The sequence below is a fragment of the Mesorhizobium sp. M0062 genome (genome assembly GCF_040323125.1).
In the GTDB taxonomy this organism is placed as follows: Bacteria; Pseudomonadota; Alphaproteobacteria; order Rhizobiales; family Rhizobiaceae; genus Mesorhizobium.
In genome coordinates, this window is record NZ_JAMYUO010000004.1 from 301,767 (window position 1) to 324,038 (window position 22,272).

General features: G+C 64.7%; 17 protein-coding genes. 2 read left to right on the top strand and 15 right to left on the bottom strand.

Annotation, left to right across the window (positions count from 1 at the left end; translation table 11 throughout):
- Positions 1 to 67 precede the first annotated feature (67 nt).
- On the top strand, positions 68 to 1,570 hold the full coding sequence (locus tag NKJ64_RS07625) for a mannitol dehydrogenase family protein (protein WP_352462260.1): 1,503 nt from the start codon (positions 68 to 70) through the stop codon (positions 1,568 to 1,570).
- Positions 1,571 to 1,670: 100 nt separating this feature from the next.
- Here the strand turns inward: NKJ64_RS07625 and NKJ64_RS07630 are convergent, their stop codons facing one another.
- The 11 genes from NKJ64_RS07630 to NKJ64_RS07680 all read right to left on the bottom strand — a co-directional run bounded on the left by NKJ64_RS07630 (position 1,671) and on the right by NKJ64_RS07680 (position 14,626).
- A complete protein-coding gene (locus NKJ64_RS07630) occupies positions 1,671 to 2,078 on the bottom strand; it encodes a F0F1 ATP synthase subunit epsilon (protein WP_023668674.1) in 408 nt (135 codons plus the stop codon).
- Positions 2,079 to 2,187: 109 nt separating this feature from the next.
- Entirely contained in the window at positions 2,188 to 3,759 is a 1,572-nt protein-coding gene (atpD, locus tag NKJ64_RS07635) for a F0F1 ATP synthase subunit beta (protein WP_023698224.1), read from the bottom strand.
- Positions 3,760 to 3,829: 70 nt separating this feature from the next.
- A complete protein-coding gene (locus NKJ64_RS07640; RefSeq protein ID WP_023668672.1) occupies positions 3,830 to 4,714 on the bottom strand; it encodes a F0F1 ATP synthase subunit gamma in 885 nt (294 codons plus the stop codon).
- Between the two features lie 34 nt (positions 4,715 to 4,748).
- Complete coding sequence (gene atpA, locus NKJ64_RS07645; RefSeq protein ID WP_023684101.1) at positions 4,749 to 6,278, bottom strand: F0F1 ATP synthase subunit alpha; 1,530 nt, start codon at positions 6,276 to 6,278, stop codon at positions 4,749 to 4,751.
- Positions 6,278 to 6,838: a F0F1 ATP synthase subunit delta gene (locus tag NKJ64_RS07650; RefSeq protein WP_352462261.1), complete on the bottom strand. Its 561-nt coding sequence runs from the start codon at positions 6,836 to 6,838 to the stop codon at positions 6,278 to 6,280. The genes atpA and NKJ64_RS07650 overlap by 1 nt, the downstream gene beginning before the upstream one ends.
- A gap of 246 nt (positions 6,839 to 7,084) precedes the next feature.
- Positions 7,085 to 7,480: an AGROH133_08824 family phage infection protein gene (locus tag NKJ64_RS07655; RefSeq protein ID WP_023688886.1), complete on the bottom strand. Its 396-nt coding sequence runs from the start codon at positions 7,478 to 7,480 to the stop codon at positions 7,085 to 7,087.
- 343 nt (positions 7,481 to 7,823) lie between these two features.
- Positions 7,824 to 8,519, bottom strand: a complete 696-nt coding sequence (locus NKJ64_RS07660) for an aspartate/glutamate racemase family protein (RefSeq protein WP_023829311.1) — start codon at positions 8,517 to 8,519, stop codon at positions 7,824 to 7,826.
- A 110-nt stretch (positions 8,520 to 8,629) separates the two neighbouring features.
- Positions 8,630 to 9,964 carry a lysine N(6)-hydroxylase/L-ornithine N(5)-oxygenase family protein gene (locus NKJ64_RS07665; RefSeq protein WP_023829312.1) on the bottom strand — a complete coding sequence of 445 codons (1,335 nt, stop codon included), beginning with the start codon at positions 9,962 to 9,964 and terminating at the stop codon, positions 8,630 to 8,632.
- Positions 9,961 to 11,781 (bottom strand): IucA/IucC family protein, encoded by a 1,821-nt coding sequence (locus tag NKJ64_RS07670; protein WP_352462264.1) that lies wholly within the window; start codon positions 11,779 to 11,781, stop codon positions 9,961 to 9,963. The genes NKJ64_RS07665 and NKJ64_RS07670 overlap by 4 nt, the downstream gene beginning before the upstream one ends.
- Complete coding sequence (locus NKJ64_RS07675) at positions 11,778 to 12,842, bottom strand: GNAT family N-acetyltransferase (protein ID WP_023755520.1); 1,065 nt, start codon at positions 12,840 to 12,842, stop codon at positions 11,778 to 11,780. Before NKJ64_RS07675 ends, NKJ64_RS07670 begins: the two co-directional genes overlap by 4 nt.
- Positions 12,839 to 14,626 (bottom strand): IucA/IucC family protein, encoded by a 1,788-nt coding sequence (locus tag NKJ64_RS07680; RefSeq protein ID WP_027050560.1) that lies wholly within the window; start codon positions 14,624 to 14,626, stop codon positions 12,839 to 12,841. The genes NKJ64_RS07675 and NKJ64_RS07680 overlap by 4 nt, the downstream gene beginning before the upstream one ends.
- 119 nt (positions 14,627 to 14,745) lie before the next feature.
- On the opposite strand from NKJ64_RS07680, the gene NKJ64_RS07685 reads away from it, so the two are divergent.
- Positions 14,746 to 15,912 (top strand): MFS transporter, encoded by a 1,167-nt coding sequence (locus tag NKJ64_RS07685; RefSeq protein WP_023726130.1) that lies wholly within the window; start codon positions 14,746 to 14,748, stop codon positions 15,910 to 15,912.
- Positions 15,913 to 15,923: 11 nt separating this feature from the next.
- On the opposite strand, the gene NKJ64_RS07690 is transcribed toward NKJ64_RS07685, so the two are convergent.
- The 4 genes from NKJ64_RS07690 to NKJ64_RS07705 form a co-directional block, all read right to left on the bottom strand.
- The gene (locus tag NKJ64_RS07690) at positions 15,924 to 17,207 is read right to left on the bottom strand and encodes an MFS transporter (protein ID WP_023755519.1); all 1,284 of its coding nucleotides are present in this window, start codon (positions 17,205 to 17,207) and stop codon (positions 15,924 to 15,926) included.
- The gene (locus tag NKJ64_RS07695; protein ID WP_352462267.1) at positions 17,204 to 17,578 is read right to left on the bottom strand and encodes a hypothetical protein; all 375 of its coding nucleotides are present in this window, start codon (positions 17,576 to 17,578) and stop codon (positions 17,204 to 17,206) included. The genes NKJ64_RS07690 and NKJ64_RS07695 overlap by 4 nt, the downstream gene beginning before the upstream one ends.
- Positions 17,579 to 17,593: 15 nt before the next feature.
- Complete coding sequence (locus NKJ64_RS07700) at positions 17,594 to 19,798, bottom strand: TonB-dependent receptor (RefSeq protein WP_352462268.1); 2,205 nt, start codon at positions 19,796 to 19,798, stop codon at positions 17,594 to 17,596.
- Between the two features lie 280 nt (positions 19,799 to 20,078).
- Positions 20,079 to 22,262 (bottom strand): primosomal protein N', encoded by a 2,184-nt coding sequence (locus NKJ64_RS07705; protein ID WP_023684089.1) that lies wholly within the window; start codon positions 22,260 to 22,262, stop codon positions 20,079 to 20,081.
- Positions 22,263 to 22,272 lie beyond the last annotated feature (10 nt).

Below are 22,272 nucleotides of genomic sequence, written 5' to 3' on the forward strand. Positions count from 1 at the left end.
GCGGAAGAGCGGATGTTACGCCGCTAGCAGATCCCGCCCCGCACACCATCCAGCGACAAGCCGCGCCATGACCAGCAGACGCCTTTCCAACGCAACAGTGCAATCCTTGCCGGCCTCGGTCGCGGTCCCCCCCTATGATCGCGCCAGTGTCGCCCCAGGCATCGTCCATCTCGGCGTTGGAGCCTTCCACCGTGCCCATCAGGCCGCCTATGTCGATGACTGCCTGGCGGCCGGCGAGACCGGCTGGGGCATTGTCGGCGTCTCGCTGCGCAGCCCCGACACGCGCGATGCGCTGACGCCACAGGACGGGCTCTACACGCTGGCGGTGCGCGGCAGCGATGGCGAAGCGCTGCACATTATCGGCTCGATCCAGTCGATGCTGGTCGCGCCGGAAGACCCCGGCGCGGTGCTGGCCGCGCTGACCGACCCGCGCACCCGCATCGTCACCCTGACCATCACCGAAAAGGCCTATCTCAGGGCCGCCGATGGCAGCCTCGACGAAAACCATCCCGATATCGTCCACGATCTGGGCAATCCCGGATCTCCCAGGACAGCGCATGGATTCCTGGCGGAAGCGCTGGTGCGACGCCGGGCCGCCGGCACGCCGCCCTTCACCGTGCTTTGCTGCGACAACCTGCCGGCCAATGGCGCCACGCTGCACCGGCTGCTGGTCGGGTTTGCAAAACTGCGCGATGCCGGCGCTGCTGCTTCAGGCGACGCTGCCCTCGCCGGTCATATAGCCGATGACGTTGCATTCCCATCGAGCATGGTCGACCGCATCGTGCCGGCAACCACCGATGCCGACCGGGCGCGCATCGCGGTCGAACTCGGCCTCGAGGACGCCTGGCCGGTGATGACCGAACCGTTCCGGCAATGGGTGATCGAAAACAGGTTTCCAGCCGGCCGCCCGGCCTGGGAGAAATTCGGCGTCACCATGGTCGAGAATGTCCGGCCGTTCGAGGACATGAAGCTTCGGCTGCTCAACGGCGCCCATTCGGGCATCGCCTATATCGGCCTGCTCAGCGGCCACGTCACCGTCGACCGCGCCTTCGCGGATCCCGCGATCCGCGCGTTCGTCGACCGGCTCTGGGCCGAGGCCATCCCGACATTGCCTGCGGATGCCGGGCTCGACACGTCAGCCTATACGGCCGAACTTGCCGAACGTTTCTCCAACACCGCGCTGGCCCACCGCACCGCGCAGATCGCCAATGACGGCAGCCAGAAATTGCCGCAGCGCATTGTCGCTACCGCCATCGAGTGCATCCAGGCCGGCCTGGTCCCGGAGCATCTGACGCTGGTGATCGCCGCCTGGATCGCCGCCTGCGAGGCGCGCGGCAAGGACCTGCCGGAAGCCCACTTTACCGATCCGCTCGACGCCGCGTTGGCGGCGCTCGGAGCGCAGCCGACGCTGGAACGGGTGGTGACGGTGTTTGACCTCGCCGGCTTCGCCAGCGGCAGCCCCGAGCGCCAGACGCTGATCGAACTGGTTGCCGCCCATCGCGAGCATATCCTGCAAGGCGGGGTGGCGCTCGCGCTCGCGGCACTGGGTGTACCGGGAAAGACCAGGTGACCTGACGTCGCCTGGATACAAAAAGCCGGGCTTAAGCCCGGCCTGTTTCATACCTTTGCCCGACCATGACCCCTCGGATCACGTCCAATCATTCTGCGGCTTACGCCGGCAGCAGCGCGCCTTCGAGCGTGGTAAGCTGGCTAAGGAACTGCTCCGCCTTGCTGCGGCTCTGGTCGTCCTTGGCGTCGGCGGCGTCTTCCTTGGCTTCCTGGATGCGGCGGGCGAGATCGGCGCGGTCGATATCGCCGACGGCGACCGCCGATTCGGCGAGCAGCGTGCAGCCGGCAGGGACGATGTCGGCAAAGCCGCCGAACACCACATAGCGTTCTTCCTTGCCGCCGGCGGTCTTCAGCGTGACGACGCCCGGCTTGATCGTGGTCATGACTGGCGCATGGTGCGCCATGACTGTCATTTCACCTTCGGCGCCTGGAATGACGACGGACTCGACCTGCTCGGAAACCAGGAGGCGCTCCGGCGAGACCAGTTCGAACTTGAAAGCTTCAGCCATGTCAATTTAGTGAGTAGGGAATAGTGAGTAGGGAGTAGGGAGAGGACAGCTGTCCTGATCACCCGGCCGCTATTCACTACTGACTACTGACTACTCCCTATTGCCTTGATTACGCTGCTTCAGCCGCCAGGCGCTGAGCCTTCTCGACCGCTTCGTCGATGCCGCCGACCATGTAGAAGGCGGCTTCCGGCAGGTGATCGTAGTCGCCGTTGCAGAGGCCCTTGAAGCCCTTGATTGTGTCGGCGAGGTCGACCAGCTTGCCCGGCGCACCCGTAAACACTTCGGCGACGAAGAACGGCTGCGACAGGAAGCGCTCGATCTTGCGGGCGCGGGCCACCGTCTGCTTGTCCTCTTCCGACAGCTCATCCATGCCAAGGATGGCGATAATGTCCTGCAGCGACTTATAGCGCTGGAGGATCGACTGCACCTGGCGGGCGACGGCATAGTGCTCCTCGCCGACGACCAGCGGATCGAGCATGCGCGAGGTCGAGTCGAGCGGATCGACGGCGGGGTAGATGCCCTTTTCCGAGATCGCGCGGTTGAGCACGGTCGTCGCGTCCAGGTGGGCGAACGAGGTCGCAGGCGCCGGGTCTGTCAAATCGTCGGCCGGCACGTAGATCGCCTGCACCGAAGTGATCGAACCCTTGGTCGTTGTGGTGATGCGTTCCTGCAGCGCACCCATGTCGGTGGCCAGCGTTGGCTGGTAACCCACGGCCGAAGGAATACGGCCGAGCAGCGCCGACACTTCAGAACCGGCCTGCGTGAAGCGGAAGATGTTGTCGACGAAGAACAGCACGTCCTGGCCCTGGTCGCGGAAATATTCGGCGACCGTCAGGCCGGTCAGGCCGACGCGGGCACGCGCGCCCGGCGGCTCGTTCATCTGGCCATAGACCAGTGCCGCCTTGGAGCCTTCGCCGCCGCCCTTCTTGTTGACGCCGGACTCGATGAACTCGTGATAAAGATCGTTGCCCTCGCGGGTGCGCTCGCCGACGCCGGCGAAGACCGAGAAGCCGCCATGCGCCTTGGCGACGTTGTTGATCAGCTCCTGGATCAGAACCGTCTTGCCGACGCCGGCGCCGCCGAACAGGCCGATCTTGCCTCCGCGGGCGTAGGGCGCCAGAAGGTCGAGCACCTTGATGCCGGTGATCAGGATCTGCGCTTCCGTCGACTGTTCGACATAGGTAGGCGCCGGCTGGTGGATGGCGCGCATCTCGATGCCGTCGACCGGGCCTTCTTCGTCGACCGGCTCGCCGATGACGTTGATGATGCGGCCGAGCATGCCCGGGCCGACCGGAACGGTGATCGGCGCGCCGGTGTCATAGACGTCCTGGCCGCGAACCAGGCCTTCGGTGGAATCCATGGCGATACAGCGCACGGTGTTTTCGCCCAGATGCTGGGCAACTTCGAGCACCAGGCGGTTGCCGACATTGGAGGTTTCGATGGCGTTCAAAATGGCCGGCAGATGATCGCCGAACTGCACGTCGACGACGGCGCCGATGACCTGGCGAACCTTGCCGATGGCGCCGGTCTTCTTGACGGCAACGCTCGTCGTCTTCACTGCCGGAGCCGCGGCCTTGGCGGGCGCGGCCGCCTTCTTGGCCGGAGCGGCCTTCGCCGCTGCTGCCGGAGCCTTTGCGGCCGCCTTGGGGGCCGTCTTCGCGGGGGTCGCTGCTTTCGCCATCGTCTTTACCCTTCTCGTCCTTTGTTTCTCACGCTCCATCAGAAGGTCGATGACCTCCTGGCGGTCGCGCCTAGAGCGCTTCGGCGCCCGAAATGATTTCGATCAGTTCCTTGGTGATCTGCGCCTGGCGCTGGCGGTTATAGGTGATCGACAGTTTGTTGATCATGTCGCCGGCATTGCGCGTTGCATTGTCCATGGCGCTCATTTTGGCGCCCATCTCGCCGGCTGCGTTTTCGAGCAGCGCGCGGAAGACCTGGACCGAGATGTTGCGCGGAATGAGGTCGGTGAGGATCTCGCCCGGCTCCGGCTCGTATTCGTAGACGGCATTGCCACCGGCGGTCGCTTCGGCGGGAGCGGAAGCCACGCCGGCAGGAATGATCTGCTGCGCGGTCGGAATCTGGCTGATCACCGACTTGAACTGCGAATAAAACAGCGTGCAGATATCGAAGCCGCCTTCGCCGAACAGATGGATGATCTTACGGGCGATCGCATCGGCATTGACGAAGCCGAGCTTCTTGACATCGCGCAGGTCGACGCGGTCGATAATCAGCGAGGCATAGTCTCGGCGCAGAATGTCGAAACCCTTCTTGCCGACGCAGATGATCTTGACCTGCTTGCCGTCGGCCAGAAGCCGGCGGATATGGTCGCGGGCCAGACGTGCGATCTGCGAGTTGAAGCCGCCGCACAGGCCGCGCTCGGCGGTGCAGACGACGAGCAGATGCACATCGTCCTTGCCGGTGCCGGTCATCAGCGCCGGGGCATCGCCGCCGCCGCCGATCGCCTGCGTGATATTGGCCAGCACCGCACCCATCCGCTCGGAATAGGGACGCGCCGCCTCCGCTGCTTCCTGCGCGCGGCGCAGCTTCGCCGCGGCGACCATCTGCATCGCCTTGGTGATCTTCTGCGTCGCCTTGACCGAGGCGATACGGTTACGAAGGTCTTTTAATGAAGGCATGCTTCAAACCTGATCCCGAGCGTCCGGCTTCTTCTCAAGCGAAGGTCTTGGCGAAGGCGTCGATCTCGGCCTTCAGCTTGGCGCGCAGATCGTCCGACAGCGCCTTTTCCTTGCGGATGCCGTCCAGCACGTCCTTGCCGGCCGAGCGCATATGGCTGAGCAGGCCGTGCTCGAACTTGCCGACCTGGTTCAGCGCCAGCTTGTCGAGATAGCCGTTGACGCCGGCGAAGATCACCGTGACCTGCTCCTCGACCTTGAGGGGCGAGAACTGCGGCTGCTTCAACAGTTCGGTCAGGCGCGAACCGCGGTTGAGCAGGCGCTGCGTGGCGGCGTCGAGATCGGAGCCGAACTGCGCGAACGCAGCCATTTCGCGGTACTGCGCGAGCTCGCCCTTGATCGAGCCGGCGACCTGCTTCATCGCCTTGATTTGCGCCGACGAACCGACGCGCGACACCGACAGGCCGACGTTGACCGCCGGACGGATGCCCTGGAAGAACAGGTTGGTTTCGAGGAAGATCTGGCCGTCCGTGATCGAGATCACGTTGGTCGGGATGTAGGCCGACACGTCGTTGGCCTGCGTCTCGATGATCGGCAGCGCGGTCAGCGAACCGCCACCCAGATCGTCGTTGAGCTTGGCGGCGCGCTCGAGCAGGCGCGAATGCAGGTAGAACACGTCGCCCGGATAGGCTTCGCGACCCGGCGGGCGGCGCAGCAAGAGCGACATCTGGCGATAGGCGACGGCCTGCTTCGACAGATCGTCATAGCTGATCAGCGCATGCATGCCGTTGTCGCGGAAATATTCGCCCATGGTGGCGCCGGTGAACGGCGCCAGGAACTGCATCGGCGCCGGATCGGAAGCTGTGGCGGCGACGATGATCGAATATTCAAGGGCGCCGCGCTCTTCGAGAACCTTCACGAACTGCGCGACCGTCGAGCGCTTCTGCCCGATGGCGACGTAGACGCAGTAGAGCTTTTCCTTTTCCGGCCCGTTGTCGTGCACGGCCTTCTGGTTGAGCATCGTGTCGAGGATGATCGCGGTCTTGCCGGTCTGGCGATCGCCGATGACCAGCTCGCGCTGGCCGCGGCCAACGGGGATCAGCGCATCGATGGCCTTGAGGCCGGTCGACATCGGCTCGTTGACCGACTTGCGCGGGATGATGCCTGGCGCCTTGACGTCGACGCGCTTGCGTTCGGTCGCCTTGATCGGGCCCTTGCCGTCGATCGGATTCCCGAGCGCGTCGACGACGCGGCCGAGCAGGCCCATGCCGACAGGCGTATCGACGATGGCGCCGGTGCGCTTGACTATGTCGCCTTCCTTGATGTCGCGGTCGGCGCCGAAGATGACGACGCCGACATTGTCGGCTTCGAGGTTGAGCGCCATGCCGCGGATGCCGCCGGGGAACTCGACCATTTCGCCGGCCTGGACATTGTCGAGGCCGTAGACGCGAGCGATACCGTCACCGACGGACAGCACCTGGCCGACTTCGGAGACCTCGGCCTCCTTGCCGAAATTCTTGATCTGGTCTTTGAGAATTGCGGAAATTTCCGCGGCGCGGATGTCCATCAGCCGACCTCTTTCAGTGCAAGCTTGAGCGAATTGAGTTTGGTTTTGAGCGACGTATCGATCTGGCGCGAGCCCATCTTGACCACCAGCCCGCCGAGCAGCGACGGATCGACGGTAACAGTGATGGCCATGTCCTTGCCGGCGACGCTTTTCAGCGCGGCCTTGAGTTCCGTCTGCTGGGCAGCCGTCAGTTCATGCGCCGAAGTGACCTCGGCTGATGTCTCACCGCGCTGTTCGGCAGAGATCCGGCGAAATGCCTTGATCATGCCGGGCACCGCGAAGAGCCGGCGGTTGCGGGCGACGACGCGCAGGAAATTGCCGGTCAGGCCGGTGATGCCGGCCTTGTCGGCGATCGACGCGATTGCCTTGGCCTGGTCCTCGCTGGAGAACACCGGGCTGTTGATGAGGCGCGTCAGGTCGGCGCTGTCATCCAGCATCTTGGCGAAACTGTTGAGGTCGGCCTCGACCTTGGCCACCGAATTCGACTGCAGCGCAAGTTCGAACAGCGAACCCGCGTAGCGTTCTGCGACACCTGAGATTGGCGATGACGATTGAGCCACGGACCGTCTTTTCTCTTGTCTGAGGGGCCGCAGATTGTTGGCGCGAGCAAAAACTCTGGCTAAATCTTTGACCTTACTAAGTTTTTCCAAGCACGGAGGCGCGGCTTCCGCTATCCCCGGCCGAAAGTCGATTGCCGTCTAGCACAGGCATTTTAAGACCGCAATGCGTCGTTCCGCATGCTTTTCGGGCACTATTGTCGCATCCGGCCGCAGAGTTCAACCGAAGCCTTTGGATTGGCTGCCGATTCAGGGCAGAAAGCCGAAGACGAAGGCGAGCGGCAACGCGGCCAGGACGAGTTCGACGACGATCGACGCCCAGTTGAAAGGCGTGTTGGCGCCGTCCGACATCATCGACAGCAAACGGCCAAAAGCGGTGAACAGCCAGGAAAAGCCGAGTGCCATATAGAGCCACGGCTGCGCCAACAGAATGCAGCACAGGCTGACGCCGAGATAGAAGCCCGACATCCGGCCGCGCCCTTCCGCGATTGCCGCTGCCCTTTCGGCCCGGACCTGCAGCCGCAGAATCCGAAATGCCAGCCCTGGCGCGAGGAAAAACAGCAGACCGAGCGCCAAGGTGACGACGGCGCTGGACCAAGCCAGCCATTCGCCCTGGCTGGTCGGCCACGGAAACGCAAATTCCATCTTGCTTTCATCCCCTCACAGCAATGCCGGATGCATTGAATGTCGCTGCAAAAAGAAGTCAAGCGCGCGGCAGTTTTGGCACGCAATTCGTGAAGGAGCGGAAGGCTGTTTAGGCCGCGCGCGCGTCCGCCCAGCATCGTGGCCAACCTGTATTGTCAGGCGACGCCTCCCTCCTATCTGCAGGACCGGTTTTGCACAGCCAAAGGCCCCGACACCGATCGCCTTTATTTCCTGACCAGGCACCTCAATCTGGCCGGCACGGAAGCAGATCGATGGAAGCTGAAAGTTGTCGGCAGCGGCAATGTCGCCGTGGCCGCCCAGCCCTGATCTCTGTTTTGGCCCTTCAGGGCAGCATGAATGCGACCGCCGCCTCGGCATGGATGCGCGTGGTGTCGAACACCGGAATGTCGAAATCGCGCTGGCCAATTAACATGGTGATCTCGGTGCAGCCCATGATGACGCCATCGATCTTCTCATCGCGTCGCAGACGGGCGACCTCGTCGATATAGGCCGCCTTCGATGCCGCGCTGACGATGCCCCGGCAGAGCTCGTCGTAGATTACCTGGTGCACCATGTCGCGCCCGGCCTGGTCCGGCACCACGGGCTGCAGCCCGTATTTCTCCGTCAGTCGGCCCTTGTAGAAATCCTGCTCCATGGTGAAGCGGGTCGCCAGCAGCGCCGGCCGCTTGACGCCGGCGCCCTTGACCGCGACGGCCGTGGCGTCGGCAATGTGGATAAGCGGGATCGACACCGCCGCCTGCACCCGGTCGGCGAGCTTGTGCATGGTGTTGGTGCAGATCAAAAGCCCCTCTGCGCCGCCCGCCTCCAGCTTGCGCGCCGCATCCGCCAGCAGCACGCCCGCACTGTCCCAGTCGCCATGATGCTGCCGGTCGGCGATTTCGGCGAAGTCGAAGGAATAGAGCAACAGCTTTGCCGAATGCAGCCCGCTCAGCCGCTCGCGCACGATCTCGTTGAGCAGGCGATAATAGATCGCCGTCGATTCCCAGCTCATGCCGCCGATGAGGCCAAGGGTTTTCATGCGCTGAGCCTCCAGCAGGACCGAACGATCTCTCTCACAGAAAAGCTTTACGGGTCGATGTCAATCTTAACGCGCGCCGTACCACGCTCTTCGGCCCGCCTCCACAAACATCACCGCGCGCCCGATTCGGTCATCCTCGCATTGGCGCCGAGATGATGCAGGCTTTGTATCGTGTGCCTTGAACTCCAGGCAACCGGCGGATCGGGCAGATCGAGATCGAACTGTGCCCGCCCGAGCAGCGAATTGACGATCTTGGCGCTGCGCCAAGCCATCAGGCTGAGCTGCGGCTCGGCTATGCCATGGCTGAGCCGGCCGGCATTGAGCGCGTAGATCCGGCGGTCGTCGGGCCCGTCCCATTCGACCTCGAAGCTGGCGTTGAGCCTGTAATGACCGCGCTCGTCCAGCGCGATCCTGTTCATGAGCGGTGCCATGCAATCAGGAATGGCAAAGGCATAGCCGGTGGCCAGAACCACCGCATCCACGGTGCGCGTCTCGATGGCGCCGTCGAAGCCGTTGCGCATGATCAGCCGGTATTCGCTGCCTTCCCGCGTCACGTTCAGCACTTCGCGGTGCGGCGTCATGTTGACCGCCGTCGTTTCCTCCGAGAGGTGCCGCAGCGTGTAAAGCTGGCGATAGATCGCCTTCAGCGTGCTCGTCGATGCGCCGTCACCGGCAAGCAGCTGCTGTTCCAGGATCGTCCCGCGCCGCCCTTGCGGCAGCCGATGGAAGTTTTCGACATAGCCCGGCGTGAAGAGTTCGTCGGTGAAAGGCGAGTCGTCCAGTGGCAGGAAATTCGGCCGCATCGAGATCCACTCGATTTCGCGGCCGGCGAAGCGGTCGGAGGAGATCAGATGCAGAAGCACTTCGGCGCCGCTCTGGCCACCGCCGATCACGGCGACACGCTGTCCGCTCAGGCGATCGAGGCGGTTGGCGGCCTGGGCGTTGTGGAAGCATTGATCGGAGGCCGCCGCCCGCGCCCAGGCGGGGATGTTGGGCACCAGCCCGACGGCAATGGCGAGATTGCGCGCGTTCACCTGCTCGCGGCCGATACGCAGCCTGAAATTCGTTCCGTCGAAGTCGATCCGGTCGACGGCGCTGGCGAAGCGCAGCGAAGACAAGTTCTCGCCGACCCATCCGAGATAGCGGGCGAATTCCGGCCGCGGGATGGCTGAGAAATCCGCGTTGAGGAATTCATAGAACCGCTTCTGCGCGACCAGATAGGACATGAACGACCATGGGCTGGTCGGATGCGTCGCGGTGACGAGATCCTTGAGGAAGGATGTCTGCAGTTCGACGCCCGGCAGCATCATGCCCGGATGCCATTCGAGCCGCGTCGCCCGATCGAAGAAGCGCGCTTCGACGCCGTCCACCGCATCGAGATGGGCGGCGAGGCTGAGATTGAACGGCCCGATGCCGATGCCTGCGAGGTCAAGCGTATGGGTCATGGCGAACTCCTTATGGAGCTGGCTGGGCTGATGGGAGATCGCCGGGCTGACTCGGGGTTAAGCGGATTGTCGAGCGGTGTGCCAAGGTCGGGCAGAGGGCGTTCGCCGCTGTCGCCGTAGCCGATGGCGAAGCGCACCTTGTTGATGGCGATGCGTGGGATCTTCGGAGCAAACAGATCGAAGAGCGCGAACCGTTCCGACAGATCCGGGTTCTGCGCCTGGTAGCGCCGGATGGCGCCGGCCAGGATGGCGTAGAAAGTCCTCTCGTCGAAGCGGTCATAGGCGGCCAGCGCCTCGGACAGGAAACGCAGAACGCTGACGATGTGTCCCGTTTGCAGATGCTGGAGAAGATGTGCCGGGGGCCGGCGCTTCAGCGTCGACAGGATTTTGGGGTCGAGGCCGGCCAGTTCGGGAAACGGCTGGTCGACGAGATCGAGGTCGCCCTGGAAATCCTTGACCGCCACGCCGAGAGGCGCCGCTCCGTCGAGGATGATGGTGACGTTCTGGCCATGGGCGATGAAGCCGACGCCGTAACGGCACATGAAGTGGTAGAGCGGCACGAACACCGTGGAGAACAGGCGGTCCAGCCATGCCTCCGGACCAAGGCCGGATTGCTCGATGAGGGCGCTGGCGATCGGCCTGCCATGGGCGTCGCGCTGCGGCAGGGCGCCCATCATCATCGGCCGCTGGCCCGCTGTCAGATCCTTTTCGGGGCTTTCGCGCCATATGGCGCCCAGCATCTCGCAAAACTGATAGGGCGCGCCTTCAACGCCGGTATAGTGCGGATGCGGATAGAAGGCGCCGGCGACTTCCTGCAAGACCTTGACGTCCTTGAGCACCGGGTCCGCGGCCGCCACCGTGGCCAGCCAGCGCGACAGATCGGCGCCGATCACCATGTATTTGCCCGGCACGCCGCGCCACGCTGAGGTGTTGAGGACGGTCAGCGGCAGCTTGACGTGCAGCGCCTCGGGCCGTGCCACATTGGCAAGCGTGCGCAGCGACTGCAAGGGCAGGAACGGATCGCCGAACTGGCCAAGCGGCACCAGCCGGCCGGCGGCGATCTCGCTACCATATTGCGAGGCGATCATCGCCTGCCACTGCCAGGGGTGGACCGGCAGCAGCCTATGCGTCGATCGCGAGATCCCGGCGGCGCTGAAAGCCGCTTCGAGCCTTGCGCGCTCGTAGTCGCCGAGTGCGGCCTGCAGCAGCGCCTCTTCGTCGAGCCCGCAGTCAAGCGCCAGCAGGCAGCGATCGCTGGCGGCGGCAAGCCAGAAGAGCTGGAATGCGGTGGCCGATTCTGGCGCGTAGCGCTCGAAGTCGTCCCGTCCCCAGCCAAGCCGTCCCTTGTTGGCAGGGGCCTTCGGATGGCCGTCGAGCAATGCCTGCAACTCGGTATCCGGCAGCGCGGCTAGATCGGCGGCCGGTCGATTGCCGCGTGCCTTGGCGATCCGCATGTCGGCCATCAGCGTGTTGTAAAGCTCCTTCGCATAGGTGCAGAATGTTGCCGGCGACATGCCGAGCGTCTCGCGCGCGTCGGCGAAGAAGGCGACCGCATCGTCGACCGGCAGCTCGATGCCGGCGTCGCGAGTCAGCGTCTCCGGACGGACGGCGATCTGGCCCCACAGGCGCCGCGTCGCGGCAAAGCGATAGGTCACGCCGGGGCCGAGCGTCAGCTCCCATCGGCCGGGCGAAAGCTCGCGCGGCGACAGGCACTCCTCGAAGGTCAGTTCGGAAATGGCCTTGGCGACGGCGTCGCGGTTGATCGCGGCCCAGCGTGTCGCCTCCCCCGCTTTGGCAATCGGTTGCTGCACCGTCACAGCGGCACCTCGCGGAAGAAGCGCTCGCGTTCGCAGCAGACCAGCGCCGCGCGCTTGTGCGGGAAGTCGAACTCCTTGACTTTGTCGTAGGCGGCGCCGGCGCAATAGCTCAGCATCTTCTGGTGCGCGGCGCGTGGCTCGCCGACGACGCGCTGCGTGCGCGGCTCGTCGAGGAACAGATAGTGGGTGACGGAGCGGAACAGTGACAGCGTCTTCGGCCGGCCGAGATGGCGCATATTGCCGATCAGCCCATGCCAGCCGCGGTCCCAGTCGTGCGGCTCATAATAGGGCCCGAGCCGGTCCTCCTTGGCCCAGTAGAACTCGAAATAGCCGGTCGGCTCGCCGTCGAAGCTGGCGATGACGCCGAAAATATGCGGATCGCTTTCCTGCTCGGCGAGATATTTGTCGAGATCCTCATGGCTCTGGGCAAGTTCCCAGAAGAAGGCGACGCGGCCATCGTTCATCCAGCGATGGAAGAGGTCGAGATCGGTCCGGCGGTCGATCGGCCGCAGCGACACGGTGAGGCCGATTTCCGGAATCCAGCGTTCGTACATCGGGCCGCAGGGGCGCGGTTGGCGCAATGGCGGCAGCCGGTCTTCCGGGCCGATAGCGGTCGTCAATGCCGGATAGGTGACATGCGAGGCCTGGCTGCGCCACAGCAGCGGCAGCTGGCGCAGGACCGAGCGATGAATGACGGCGCGCTCCGGTTCGCCTGCGGCCGTCTCGGTGGCCAGCGCCGAAACCGGCCACAGCGTCTTGGCCGCCGGCAGGAAGGCGCAGTCGAAGGAAGGATGCAGGCGCAGCGCGGCGTCGACGAGACCTGCCAGGATTTGCGGTTGGTCGAGGCGGCCGCCAATGAACGCGACATCGTCGATGAGCAGGCGGCCATCCGCGATGGAGATGCGGGCCTGTCCCACCGCTGTTCCCTCAGCGTTGACCAGGCTGACATGGCCATCGCCGGCACAAATGGCGAGCGGCTCCGCGGCCGAGGCCAGATGCTGCCATCCTTCGTTGCCGGCGACGGTGGCGGGTGACCAGTTTTTCGCAGCCTCGATGTTCATGCGTATTCTCTCACATGCAGGGGGTTGGGAAGCTCGACGTAACCGGCCAGCGGATCGGTCACCTCGGTGTTCTCATTGATGTCGCGCAGCGCGATCAGGAAATTGCCCTTGGCGGCGAGCGTCGGCGCGTTGAGCAAATAGTCGACGCAGGACCGGTCAGCCATCGGCGTGGCGGCCAGCCGCTCGAGCGAGCGGCGGAATATCGCCAGCAGATCGTCTTCGTTGGTGAGGCCAGCGGCGGCAAGGGCTGCGACGGCGGCGAAAGCGCCATTGACGACCAGATAGTAGCCGAACAGCTTCGCGGCCGCTTCCGCTGGGAAGACATGATCGCCCGCCTGACCAGCCTCGGGCGCGAATTCGCGCAGCCTGGGCAGGAATTCCTCGACATAACCGGTGCCCTGGCAGTCGCGAAAATAGAGCGCATTCGGCCAGCCGCCGGCGAGGCCGACGACGAGGTTTTGCTGATGGGCGCCGAACAGCAGGCCGAATTCCGAGAAGGCAACGATAAACGGCTCGATGGCGGCATGAAGGAAACGCTCGAACCACAACCGCGCCGTTTCCTCGACAGGTCGCTTCTCGTCGCGGGCGATACGGTGGACCAGGTCGGACAGATGGCTTTCGGTACGGCCGGGATGGCGCTCGCAAAGCGCGCCGAGAACGGCAGCCGGCGGATTGCCCGTGCCGCGAAACGGATTTTCGCGAAACGAGACGATGGTATCCGTCATCAGCCGGCCGTCTTCGTCACGCAGGCCGAACCAGGCGGGCTCACCCAGCACCGTCATGGTCGGGCAGCGCCGCTGCAAGGCATAGCCGAGCTTGCCCTTGACCAGCCGGTGCACCGAAAGGCCGCGCCGGCACTCATGCTCCTCGACGATGCGCCTGGAATTGGTCAGGCGCAGGCTGAGCGAGAATTTCAGCATCCACTCGGCTTCAGACGAATGAACCGTGCGCAGCGAGGTCGTGGCCCGCCACGCTGGTCCGCCGAGCCCAACATCGACGATACGACCGGCGCGAAACAGGCGCTCGACGCGGTCTTCCAGCATGAGCCGTACGGCCTGCCACGGATGCATCGGAACGAGAACCTTGCCCTGTTGCTTGCCAGCCCGAGCAAGCAGCTGCGGATCGCTGGCGGCAAGCCCGCGGACCATCTCGGTGACATCTAGCGGCTCGACGCTGCCTCCAGTGAGGATGGTCGGGTCGACGGCCCACCAGCGCAGTTTGAATGCATTGCAGTATTCATGCCCGAAGCGCGCGGAATCCGTGTGCGTGAACTCTTCGCGACTCATCGGCGCCGGATGCACGGCATGGCCGAAGCGCAGGGCGCTTTCGGCATCGATGAAATCAGGATCGCCTTCGGAGAAGGGCCGCGACGATCCACGCGCCGCAGTCGCGTCAGCGATTGCGGCGATGCTGGCCAGGCTGCGGCGCAGGAAGGTCAGTCGGCTTTTCGCTGTCGCCCGGCCGGCAATGTCGGGATCCGCCAGGATCAGCGCCAAAAGGCTGAAAAGGTCGATCTCGGTCGCTTCGCCATCGGCCCCCTCGTTACTAATATCGAGGCGCCAGAGCGGCATCGCTAAATCGTGGTAACCAACCTTCGAGCGATGCCGCGCCTCGACGAGCACCGCCGCGCGCGAGGCAGGGAAATTCAGACGCAGCACGGCTGCCTGCGGCCGAAACAGCCCGGTTTGCCTGGCGTCGACGAATTCCCAGCTATCCCATTCCCGCAGCAACGCATTGAGTAACGGGCTTAATGCAGAGAAAGATTCTGGTTTTACTTGTTCCATGTGCATCCCCCATAAATCCCAATAACTGCATGCATTGCATTTATACGTTGTCGTCTTTAAACATTTCTGTTGATTATCTATTCTGAACAAGAAATAAGCTTGGTCTTGTGACGACCCGTATGAAAAATCGATCTTCGCTTCTGCGCCGCCTGGCAACCGCGGTCTCGGCAATCGGCTTCGGCCAGTCGGCCTTCGTATCGCTCGTTCCCCTGGTGATGGAGCGGCTGAGGCTCGACACGTTTGCCATCGGCGCGGCAACTGCTGTCGGCGCGGCGGCCTTTCTGGTCGGCTCGCCGCTGTGGGGTCGCATGGGCGAGCGGCTTGGCCATGCCAGGCTGCTGCGCTTGCTCGGCCTCGCCATGCTGGCCGGCCAGGCGGTGTTCGCCATTCTGCTGATAGCCGGCACGGGAGCCGCGCTGGGCATCGCTTTGCTGATGCTTTCGCGAACCGTGTACGGTTTTGCCGCGTCCGGCGTCATGCCGACGGCGCAGGTCTGGGCCAGCCGCTCGGTTGCCGATGACAGGCGACAGGCCGCGCTGGGACTGCTTGGCGCCGGCGTCAGCATGGGGCGGCTGGCCGGCGCGCTGGCGGCAACGGCTGCCGTCCTGTCGCCGCTGCTGCCGCCCATCCTGTTCCTGTTCAGCCCGCTGTTGCTGTGGCTCGCGCGGGGCAAAGGGGAAGCCGGCGGACGGACCGACGGCAGGGCGGCCGACGTCGGCCGAGGAATATCGCCCTTCGATCGCCGCGCTCTGCCTTGCCTGGCGATGGGCTTGTGCCTGACGCTCGGCTTCGGACAGGTGCAGATGATGCTCGGCCCGATGACCCAGCAGCGTTTTGGCCTTGGTGCGACGCAGGCCACGACGTTGACCGGCCTGGCCCTGATGCTGGTCGCCGTCGTCATGGTTCTGGTCCAGGGACTGCTCATGGCGCGCCTGCGGCTGGCGGAGCGCAACAGCGTCATCGTCGGCTGTCTCATGGTTTGCGTCGGCATGACGGCGCTGGCCGTCACGGCCAGCCATGTTGCCTCGGCAGCGTCTCTGGTGGTGGCAGCGGCCGGCATTGCGCTGGCTACACCCGGCTACACCGCCTGGCTGATGAAGCGCCTGGAGCCCGGCGAGCAGGGCGCGGCGGCCGGCTGGCTCACCAGCACCCATGTGCTCGGCCAGAGCATCGGCGCATTGGCCGGCGGCTTCGCCTTCACGCTCTGGCCCTTTGCGCCGCTGGCCGGCTGCGCCGCGCTGGCTCTGGCCGCCGCCGGTCTTGCAGCCATGATTCATAAGCACTAGCGAACCCGCGCTCATTCGGCGACCTCCGGCAGCGGCATCGGCGTTCCTGGCTGGGTCTTTGCGGCATCGGCGAAATGGGCATTCAGCATGCGATAGGTCGCCACCACGGCGATGCCCGACAGCACTGTCGCCAGGGTGAACAACGCGGAGTAGCCGAGCATGTCGGCAAGGCGGCCGGCAAGCATGGAGCCGACGAGGTAGACGATGAGCTGGGCGCAGGACAGGATGGTGAAATCGGTGCCGGGTTGGTCCGACGACGTGACGGACATGAACAGGCTGTAGAGCGCCACGATCTCCATGTAGCGCACCAGCGTCTGCAGGAACGAGGCGCCGAAGATCGGCCAGAAGCCGGCGATAGCGCCGAAAGCGTGTAGCGCGAAGATCAGGAAGCAGATGGTTCGCAGCGCGCCGAGCAGGCCGAGCACCGAGGCGGCGCCCCTGTTGTGCAGCAGCCACGCCGCCAGCGCCGAGCCGCCGAGCCCGACGGTGAGCGCGGCACCGCCCGAGAGATAACCGATGATATCGAGCGGCACGCCGGCATCGACGAGATAGGAGCCTTCCATCGACTTCACCAGCCCCTCGCTGGCGCGGTAGATGAGCGCGATCCACAGGATCTGGCGTGCCTCCGGCCGGCGCAGAAAGCGCAGGATCGAGGGGCGGTCGATGGCCGCCTGCGGCGCGCTGGCGACGGGATCGGTCTCGCGCATGGCGAAGGCGGCGACCAGCGGGATGATGGACAGCGCGGCCACCATGGCCACCATGGTTTGCCAGCCGGCATGATGATAAGCCAACAGGCCGAGCGTGCCGCCGAGAACGACGCCGAGCGCGACGGCGCCGCCCTGGATCGCATTGCCGATCGGCCTGTCCTTCGGGTCGAGATATTTGGCCGCGTAGCCGTCGGTGGCGATGTCCTGGGTCGACATCAACAGGCTCACGACAAGGCCGACGGCAAAGATACCGGCGACATCGGTCGGCTCGATCCAAAGCATGGCGGCGATGCCGGCGATGACGCCGATCTGGGTGATGATGACCCAGCCGGCGCGATGGGCGCGGGCCATTGGCCGAAAGCGGTCGACCAGCGGCGCCCATAGGAATTTCAGCACCAGCGGCAGCATCAGCAGCGCGATCAAGCCAATGGCGGTGCGCGACACGCCCTGCTCGCGCAGGATCGGCGGGATCGCCGCGGCAAACAGATAGCTCGGGATGGCCTGCGCCAGATAAAGGCAGGCGAGAACGACGAAAAGCCGCAGGCGCGGAAGCCCGGCGGGCGCCGGCCGGTCTGCGTCGGCGCTCATTTGACATAGTCCTTCGGTGCGTAACCGTTCAGGAAGGCGCCGGCCTCCGCCCGGCTGCGGGTGACGAGCACTGGAAAGCCGAACAGGCTTTGCCAGACGCGCTGCATGTTCTCGTCGGCGGCGGGGCGCACCAGCGCACAGGCGCGGCAGGCTTTTTCGAGCTGCTCGCGTTCCGCCTTGTACCAGAGGTTTTGCGCCTTGCGCCGGGCGTCGCTCAGCGCGATCTCGATGCGGATATCAACCAGGAGCACGAACGGCTCCCGTTCCTGCGAAAGGCGGCCGAGCGCCTCGATATAGCGCGCGCCATCCGCCGGATCGGCTGGCGCTTCTGCCAGCAGCGAGACTAATGCACCGTCTCGTTGGAGAGACACCGCCACCGCCGCCCCTCAGAATGTGATCTGGTAGGACAGAGCGACCGAACGTCCCAGACCCGGAACGTCGGCGCCGCGGGTCGCCGATGCGGAAGGGTTGATGTAGTAGGTGTCGAACACATTGCGCACGGCAAGGTTCAGCACGCTTTCATTGCCGAACGTCTTCGAGACGGCGAGATTGACCAGTGCTGCACCGTCCAGTTCCTGGGTGGCGATGCGGTCGCGTCCGGAAAACAGCTCCAACTCGCTGCGCAGGGTCAGCTCGTTCTCGAAACGGGTGGTGAGATAGACCAGGCCCTTGTAGGTCGAGGGGACACGGTTGTTCGGCAGATACTCGTTCGCTTCGATGTGGCCGTCGTGATCCGCGTCGTATTTGCCTTCGACATAGCCGACCGATCCGCCCAGCGTGAACATGCCGCTGAGGTCTGCCTCGAGATTGGCTTCGACGCCCCAGATACGTTCCTTCTGCTGCGATACCCGGTTGTTGACGATGTCGTAGCTGACGCCGTTGTCCGAGGTCGACAGATAGGTGCTGACGCCGCCGCGATAGTCGCCCCAATCGCCGCGCAGACCGGCTTCCCAGGTGTTCACCAGCTGGGGTTCAGGCGCGATATCGGCATAGCTGATCGCATAATCCGGCGCGTTGGTGCACGGCAGCAGCGGCCGGATGGCGGTGCCATAGGCGTCGCAGGTTTCGGCGTTGGAGTTCAACCCGGCCCGGCGGGTGAAGCCGCCAATGTCGGTCAGGCTGTAGCCTTGCGAGAAATTGCCGAAAAGCTGCATCCTTTCGGTCAGATCGTAGACGGCGCCGGCGTTGAAGGTGACGGCGTCGTAGTCGAACGAGCCGCCGGTCACCCGGATCGCCGGCAGGCCGATAATGTTGCGGCCGAGCAGAACGGCAGCGGCAGGCCGGGTGAAGTCTTCAACATTGAGATAAAACTGGTCGTAGCGCGCGCCGCCGCTGATGCGAAAGCGATCCGTCACCGGAATTTCGCCTTGCGCAAACAAGGCAACCGAGTTCTGGGTCGTGGGCGAGATGGCGTCCTGACCGTTGGTCAGCTGCTGATCGGTGGCATCGAAGACGTAGTCGGCGCCCCAGGTCAGCGTGCTGCCCTGAGTGATAAAGTTCATCGGCGTGTTGACGGTCAGGTTGACGCCGCTGCGCCGCGATTGCAGCGCCGTCTGGTTGAAGTCGGCGGTCGGGTCGGTACCCGGCGGCAGGATCACCGGCCGCGTCGGGTTCGTCGGTAAATACACCTGGCTGTTGACGGCCGAGAATTTGGTAAAGGGCGACTGCTTGAAGATGTCGTTGTAGAACGCCTTGACCTCGAGGTTTCCGAGCGCGAAGTCGCTGTCGGTGTATTTGGCGGTCAGATATTTCGAATCTTCCTTCAGCGGCTTGCCTTCATAGGGATCGCCGAAATCCGGGGAGACGGGATTGGTCCTGTAATCGGTGAACCAGTCCGGCTTCTGGTTGGCATAGGTCCAGTCGACGCTGGCCTCGAAGCGCCTGGAATCGAACTGGTAGCCGGCCACGCCGAACAGATTGCCCGTGCCGGTGCGGTCGCCGCCGCCTTGGCCAAGCATGGCGTCCGAAGCCACCTCGTTGCCGTGGCCGTCATAGGTGCGGCGCGACAGATCACCGGACGCCGAGAAGAAATAGTCGAAATCGCCTTTCTTGCCCTCGACCGAGACGCTGGTGCTGGGCCCGGCCGATTTGCCGGGGTTTTCGGTGAAGGCGGTGACGCCGGTGCGCACTGTCACCTTCGGCTTGTCGCTATCGCCGCGCTTGGTGATGAAGTTGATCGTGCCGCCGGTGGCCCCGGCGCCATAAAGGCTGGACGCGCCATTGATGACTTCGATGCGCTCGACCGAATTCAGGTCGATCATCGACAGGATGCGTGAGACGTCCCGCAGCGGTGTGTTGCGCGGCACACCGTCGACCATGATGAGAACGCTGCGCCCGCGGAAGGTTTCCGAAGCGCCGGAAATGGTCTGGTTGCGTGGCGCGTAGCCGGGGACGATGCGGCTGATCAGGGTCGCGGCGTCGATATTTTCCTGCGTTGCTTCCTCGACCTGTTGCCGTTCCACGACCTGAACGGACTGGGCAACGCTGGAAATCGACCTTTCATTGCGGCCGGTGACCAGGATCTGATCGAGCACGGTGGCTCCCTGCTGGTCCGTCGGAGCGGCTTCCTGGGCAAATGCCGCGCCTGCCATAATCGACGAACCCAAAGCCGATGACCAAAGAAGCGTACTGAAAAATCTGCGCATGCTGTCCCCATCCATGCCCTGGTCCCCAGCGCCAGAGCGGAAAGGCCCAGTTATAATTCATGATAAAACGAGTCAACATTTATTTTGTGGCTTTTCAAATCAGGATTAGTCAGCGAACGGATGAGAGCCGGGTACATGAACGGCGCGCATTTTAGCCGGCACTAAGATGCTGAGTTTTCTTGACAAACGGCTTACGGGCGGCCGGCGGCGGCGTCAGCCTTTGTGCTTACAAGAAGCTCTGCGGATCGATGTCGACCTGCACGCGGACCGAGCCGCGCTGCTTCGGCCCTTCGGCCAGCATGGTGCGGATGAAGCCTTGGATGTCGGCGCGCTTTTCACCCTGGATCAGCAAACGGAAACGATGGCGCCCACCGAGCAGCGACAGCGGCGCCTCGGCCGGACCGAGCACGAACAGGTCGCTGGCCTGGGGTGCTGCACGGCGCAGGCCGCGCGCGTGGCCTTCGGCCTCGGCCCGCGTCACCGCACTGACGATGACGCCGGCAAGCCTGCCGAAGGGCGGCAGGGCTGCCCGTTCGCGCTCAGTGATCTCGCGTTCGTAAAAGGCCTCGGCATCGCCCGAGACGATCGCCCGCATCACCGGATGGTCCGGCTGGAAAGTCTGCAGCAGGCCGAGGCTCTTCTTGCCGGTGCGGCCGGCGCGGCCGGTCACCTGGCTGAGCAACTGGAAGGTGCGCTCAGCGGCGCGGGGATCGCCATTGGCGAGGCCGAGATCGGCATCGACGACACCGACCAGCGTCATGTTGGGAAAGTTATGGCCCTTGGCGACCAGCTGCGTGCCGATGACGATGTCGGCCTCGCCATTGGCAATGGCCTCGAGCTCCAGCCGCAGCCGGCGCACTCCACCCATCAAATCGGATGACAGGACGATCGTGCGCGCGTCGGGGAAATGCGCCACGACTTCTTCAGCTATCCGCTCGACGCCAGGCCCGCAGGCGACCAGATGGTCGAGCGTGCCGCATTCCGGGCAAGCCTCCGGCCGCTTCTCATTGTGCCCGCAATGATGGCAGACGAGTTGGCCGCGAAAGCGGTGCTCGACCAGCCAGGCCGAACAAACCGGGCAGCCGAAGCGGTGGCCGCAGACACGGCACAGCGTCAGCGGCGCATAGCCGCGCCGGTTGAGGAACAGCAGCGACTGCTCCTTCTTCTCCAGCGTACGTTGCATCTGGTCGATCAGCAGCGGCGACAGAAAGCCGCCGCGGGCCGGCGGCGCGCGCCGCATGTCGATCGTCTTGAGATCGGGAAGCGCGGCTTCGGCAAAGCGCGCCGACAGCACCGCCCTGCTGTAGCGGCCCTGCTGCGCATTGACCCGGCTTTCGACCGATGGCGTCGCCGACGCCAGCACCACCGGGAAGCCGCTGATATGGCCGCGCACCACCGCCATGTCGCGCGCATTGTAGAAGACGCGATCCTCCTGCTTGTAGGCGGGGTCGTGCTCCTCGTCGACGACGATCAGCCCGAGCTCGCGGAACGGCAGGAACAGCGCCGAACGCGCCCCGGCAACGACGCGCACGCCGCCTTCCGCCACCTGTCGCCAGACCTTTTCGCGCATTCGGGGCGGCAGGTCGGAATGCCATTCCGCCGGCTTGGCGCCGAAACGCTGCTGGAAGCGTTCGAGGAAGGCATGCGTCAGCGCGATCTCCGGCAGCAGGATCAACACCTGCCTGCCCTGGTCGAGGGCTGCCGCCACCGCCTCGAAATAAACTTCCGTCTTGCCCGAGCCGGTGACGCCGTCGAGCAGCGTGACGTTGAAAGCAGCGGCCGCGACATTGGCGCGCAGCATGGCGGCCGCGTCTGCCTGGTCCGGCATCAGCTCCGGCATGGCGTAGGAGGGATCGGGCGCGGCGACCACCGGTCGAGGCGGGATCATCACCGTCTCGAACACGCCTTGCGCCTTGAGTCCCTCGACCACCGTCGACGACACGCCCGCCGCGTGCGCCAGGCCGGATCGCGTCCAGGCAAGCCCCCCTTCCGCCGTCTCCAGCACGCGCGTCCTGGCATCCGTCATCCGGTCGGGCATGACGAGGGTCCGCTGCAGGCCCTCGATCCATGGTTCGGGATCGAACGCCTCCGGCGCGCGCAACAGCATGCGCGCCACCATGCCGGGCGGCGACAGCGTGTACTGCGCCACCCAGTCGACGAAGCGGCGCATGCCGCGGTCGATCGGCGGGCAGTCGAAGACCTGTTCGATCGGGCGCAGCTTTTTGGCGTCGATATTCTCGACCGCACCATCCCAGACGATGCCGGCAACCTGGCGCGGACCGAGCGGCACGCGCACGATCGAGCCCGGCACCACGCGCACGCCGGCAGGCACAGCGTAGGTGTAGGGCCGTTCGGCCGGCATCGGCACCAGCACCGGCGCGGCTGCGACAAAGGGCGAATCTTCGATCATCGGGCGTGAC

Coding starts and splice junctions, on each gene's coding strand:
- NKJ64_RS07625 (WP_352462260.1), top strand. CDS start 68: ATGACCAGCAGACGCCTTTCCAACGCAACAGTGCAATCCTTGCCGGCC.
- NKJ64_RS07630 (WP_023668674.1), bottom strand. CDS start 2,078: ATGGCTGAAGCTTTCAAGTTCGAACTGGTCTCGCCGGAGCGCCTCCTG.
- atpD (WP_023698224.1), bottom strand. CDS start 3,759: ATGGCGAAAGCAGCGACCCCCGCGAAGACGGCCCCCAAGGCGGCCGCA.
- NKJ64_RS07640 (WP_023668672.1), bottom strand. CDS start 4,714: ATGCCTTCATTAAAAGACCTTCGTAACCGTATCGCCTCGGTCAAGGCG.
- atpA (WP_023684101.1), bottom strand. CDS start 6,278: ATGGACATCCGCGCCGCGGAAATTTCCGCAATTCTCAAAGACCAGATC.
- NKJ64_RS07655 (WP_023688886.1), bottom strand. CDS start 7,480: ATGGAATTTGCGTTTCCGTGGCCGACCAGCCAGGGCGAATGGCTGGCT.
- NKJ64_RS07660 (WP_023829311.1), bottom strand. CDS start 8,519: ATGAAAACCCTTGGCCTCATCGGCGGCATGAGCTGGGAATCGACGGCG.
- NKJ64_RS07665 (WP_023829312.1), bottom strand. CDS start 9,964: ATGACCCATACGCTTGACCTCGCAGGCATCGGCATCGGGCCGTTCAAT.
- NKJ64_RS07675 (WP_023755520.1), bottom strand. CDS start 12,842: ATGAACATCGAGGCTGCGAAAAACTGGTCACCCGCCACCGTCGCCGGC.
- NKJ64_RS07680 (WP_027050560.1), bottom strand. CDS start 14,626: ATGGAACAAGTAAAACCAGAATCTTTCTCTGCATTAAGCCCGTTACTC.
- NKJ64_RS07685 (WP_023726130.1), top strand. CDS start 14,746: ATGAAAAATCGATCTTCGCTTCTGCGCCGCCTGGCAACCGCGGTCTCG.
- NKJ64_RS07690 (WP_023755519.1), bottom strand. CDS start 17,207: ATGAGCGCCGACGCAGACCGGCCGGCGCCCGCCGGGCTTCCGCGCCTG.
- NKJ64_RS07700 (WP_352462268.1), bottom strand. CDS start 19,798: ATGGCAGGCGCGGCATTTGCCCAGGAAGCCGCTCCGACGGACCAGCAG.
- NKJ64_RS07705 (WP_023684089.1), bottom strand. CDS start 22,262: ATGATCGAAGATTCGCCCTTTGTCGCAGCCGCGCCGGTGCTGGTGCCG.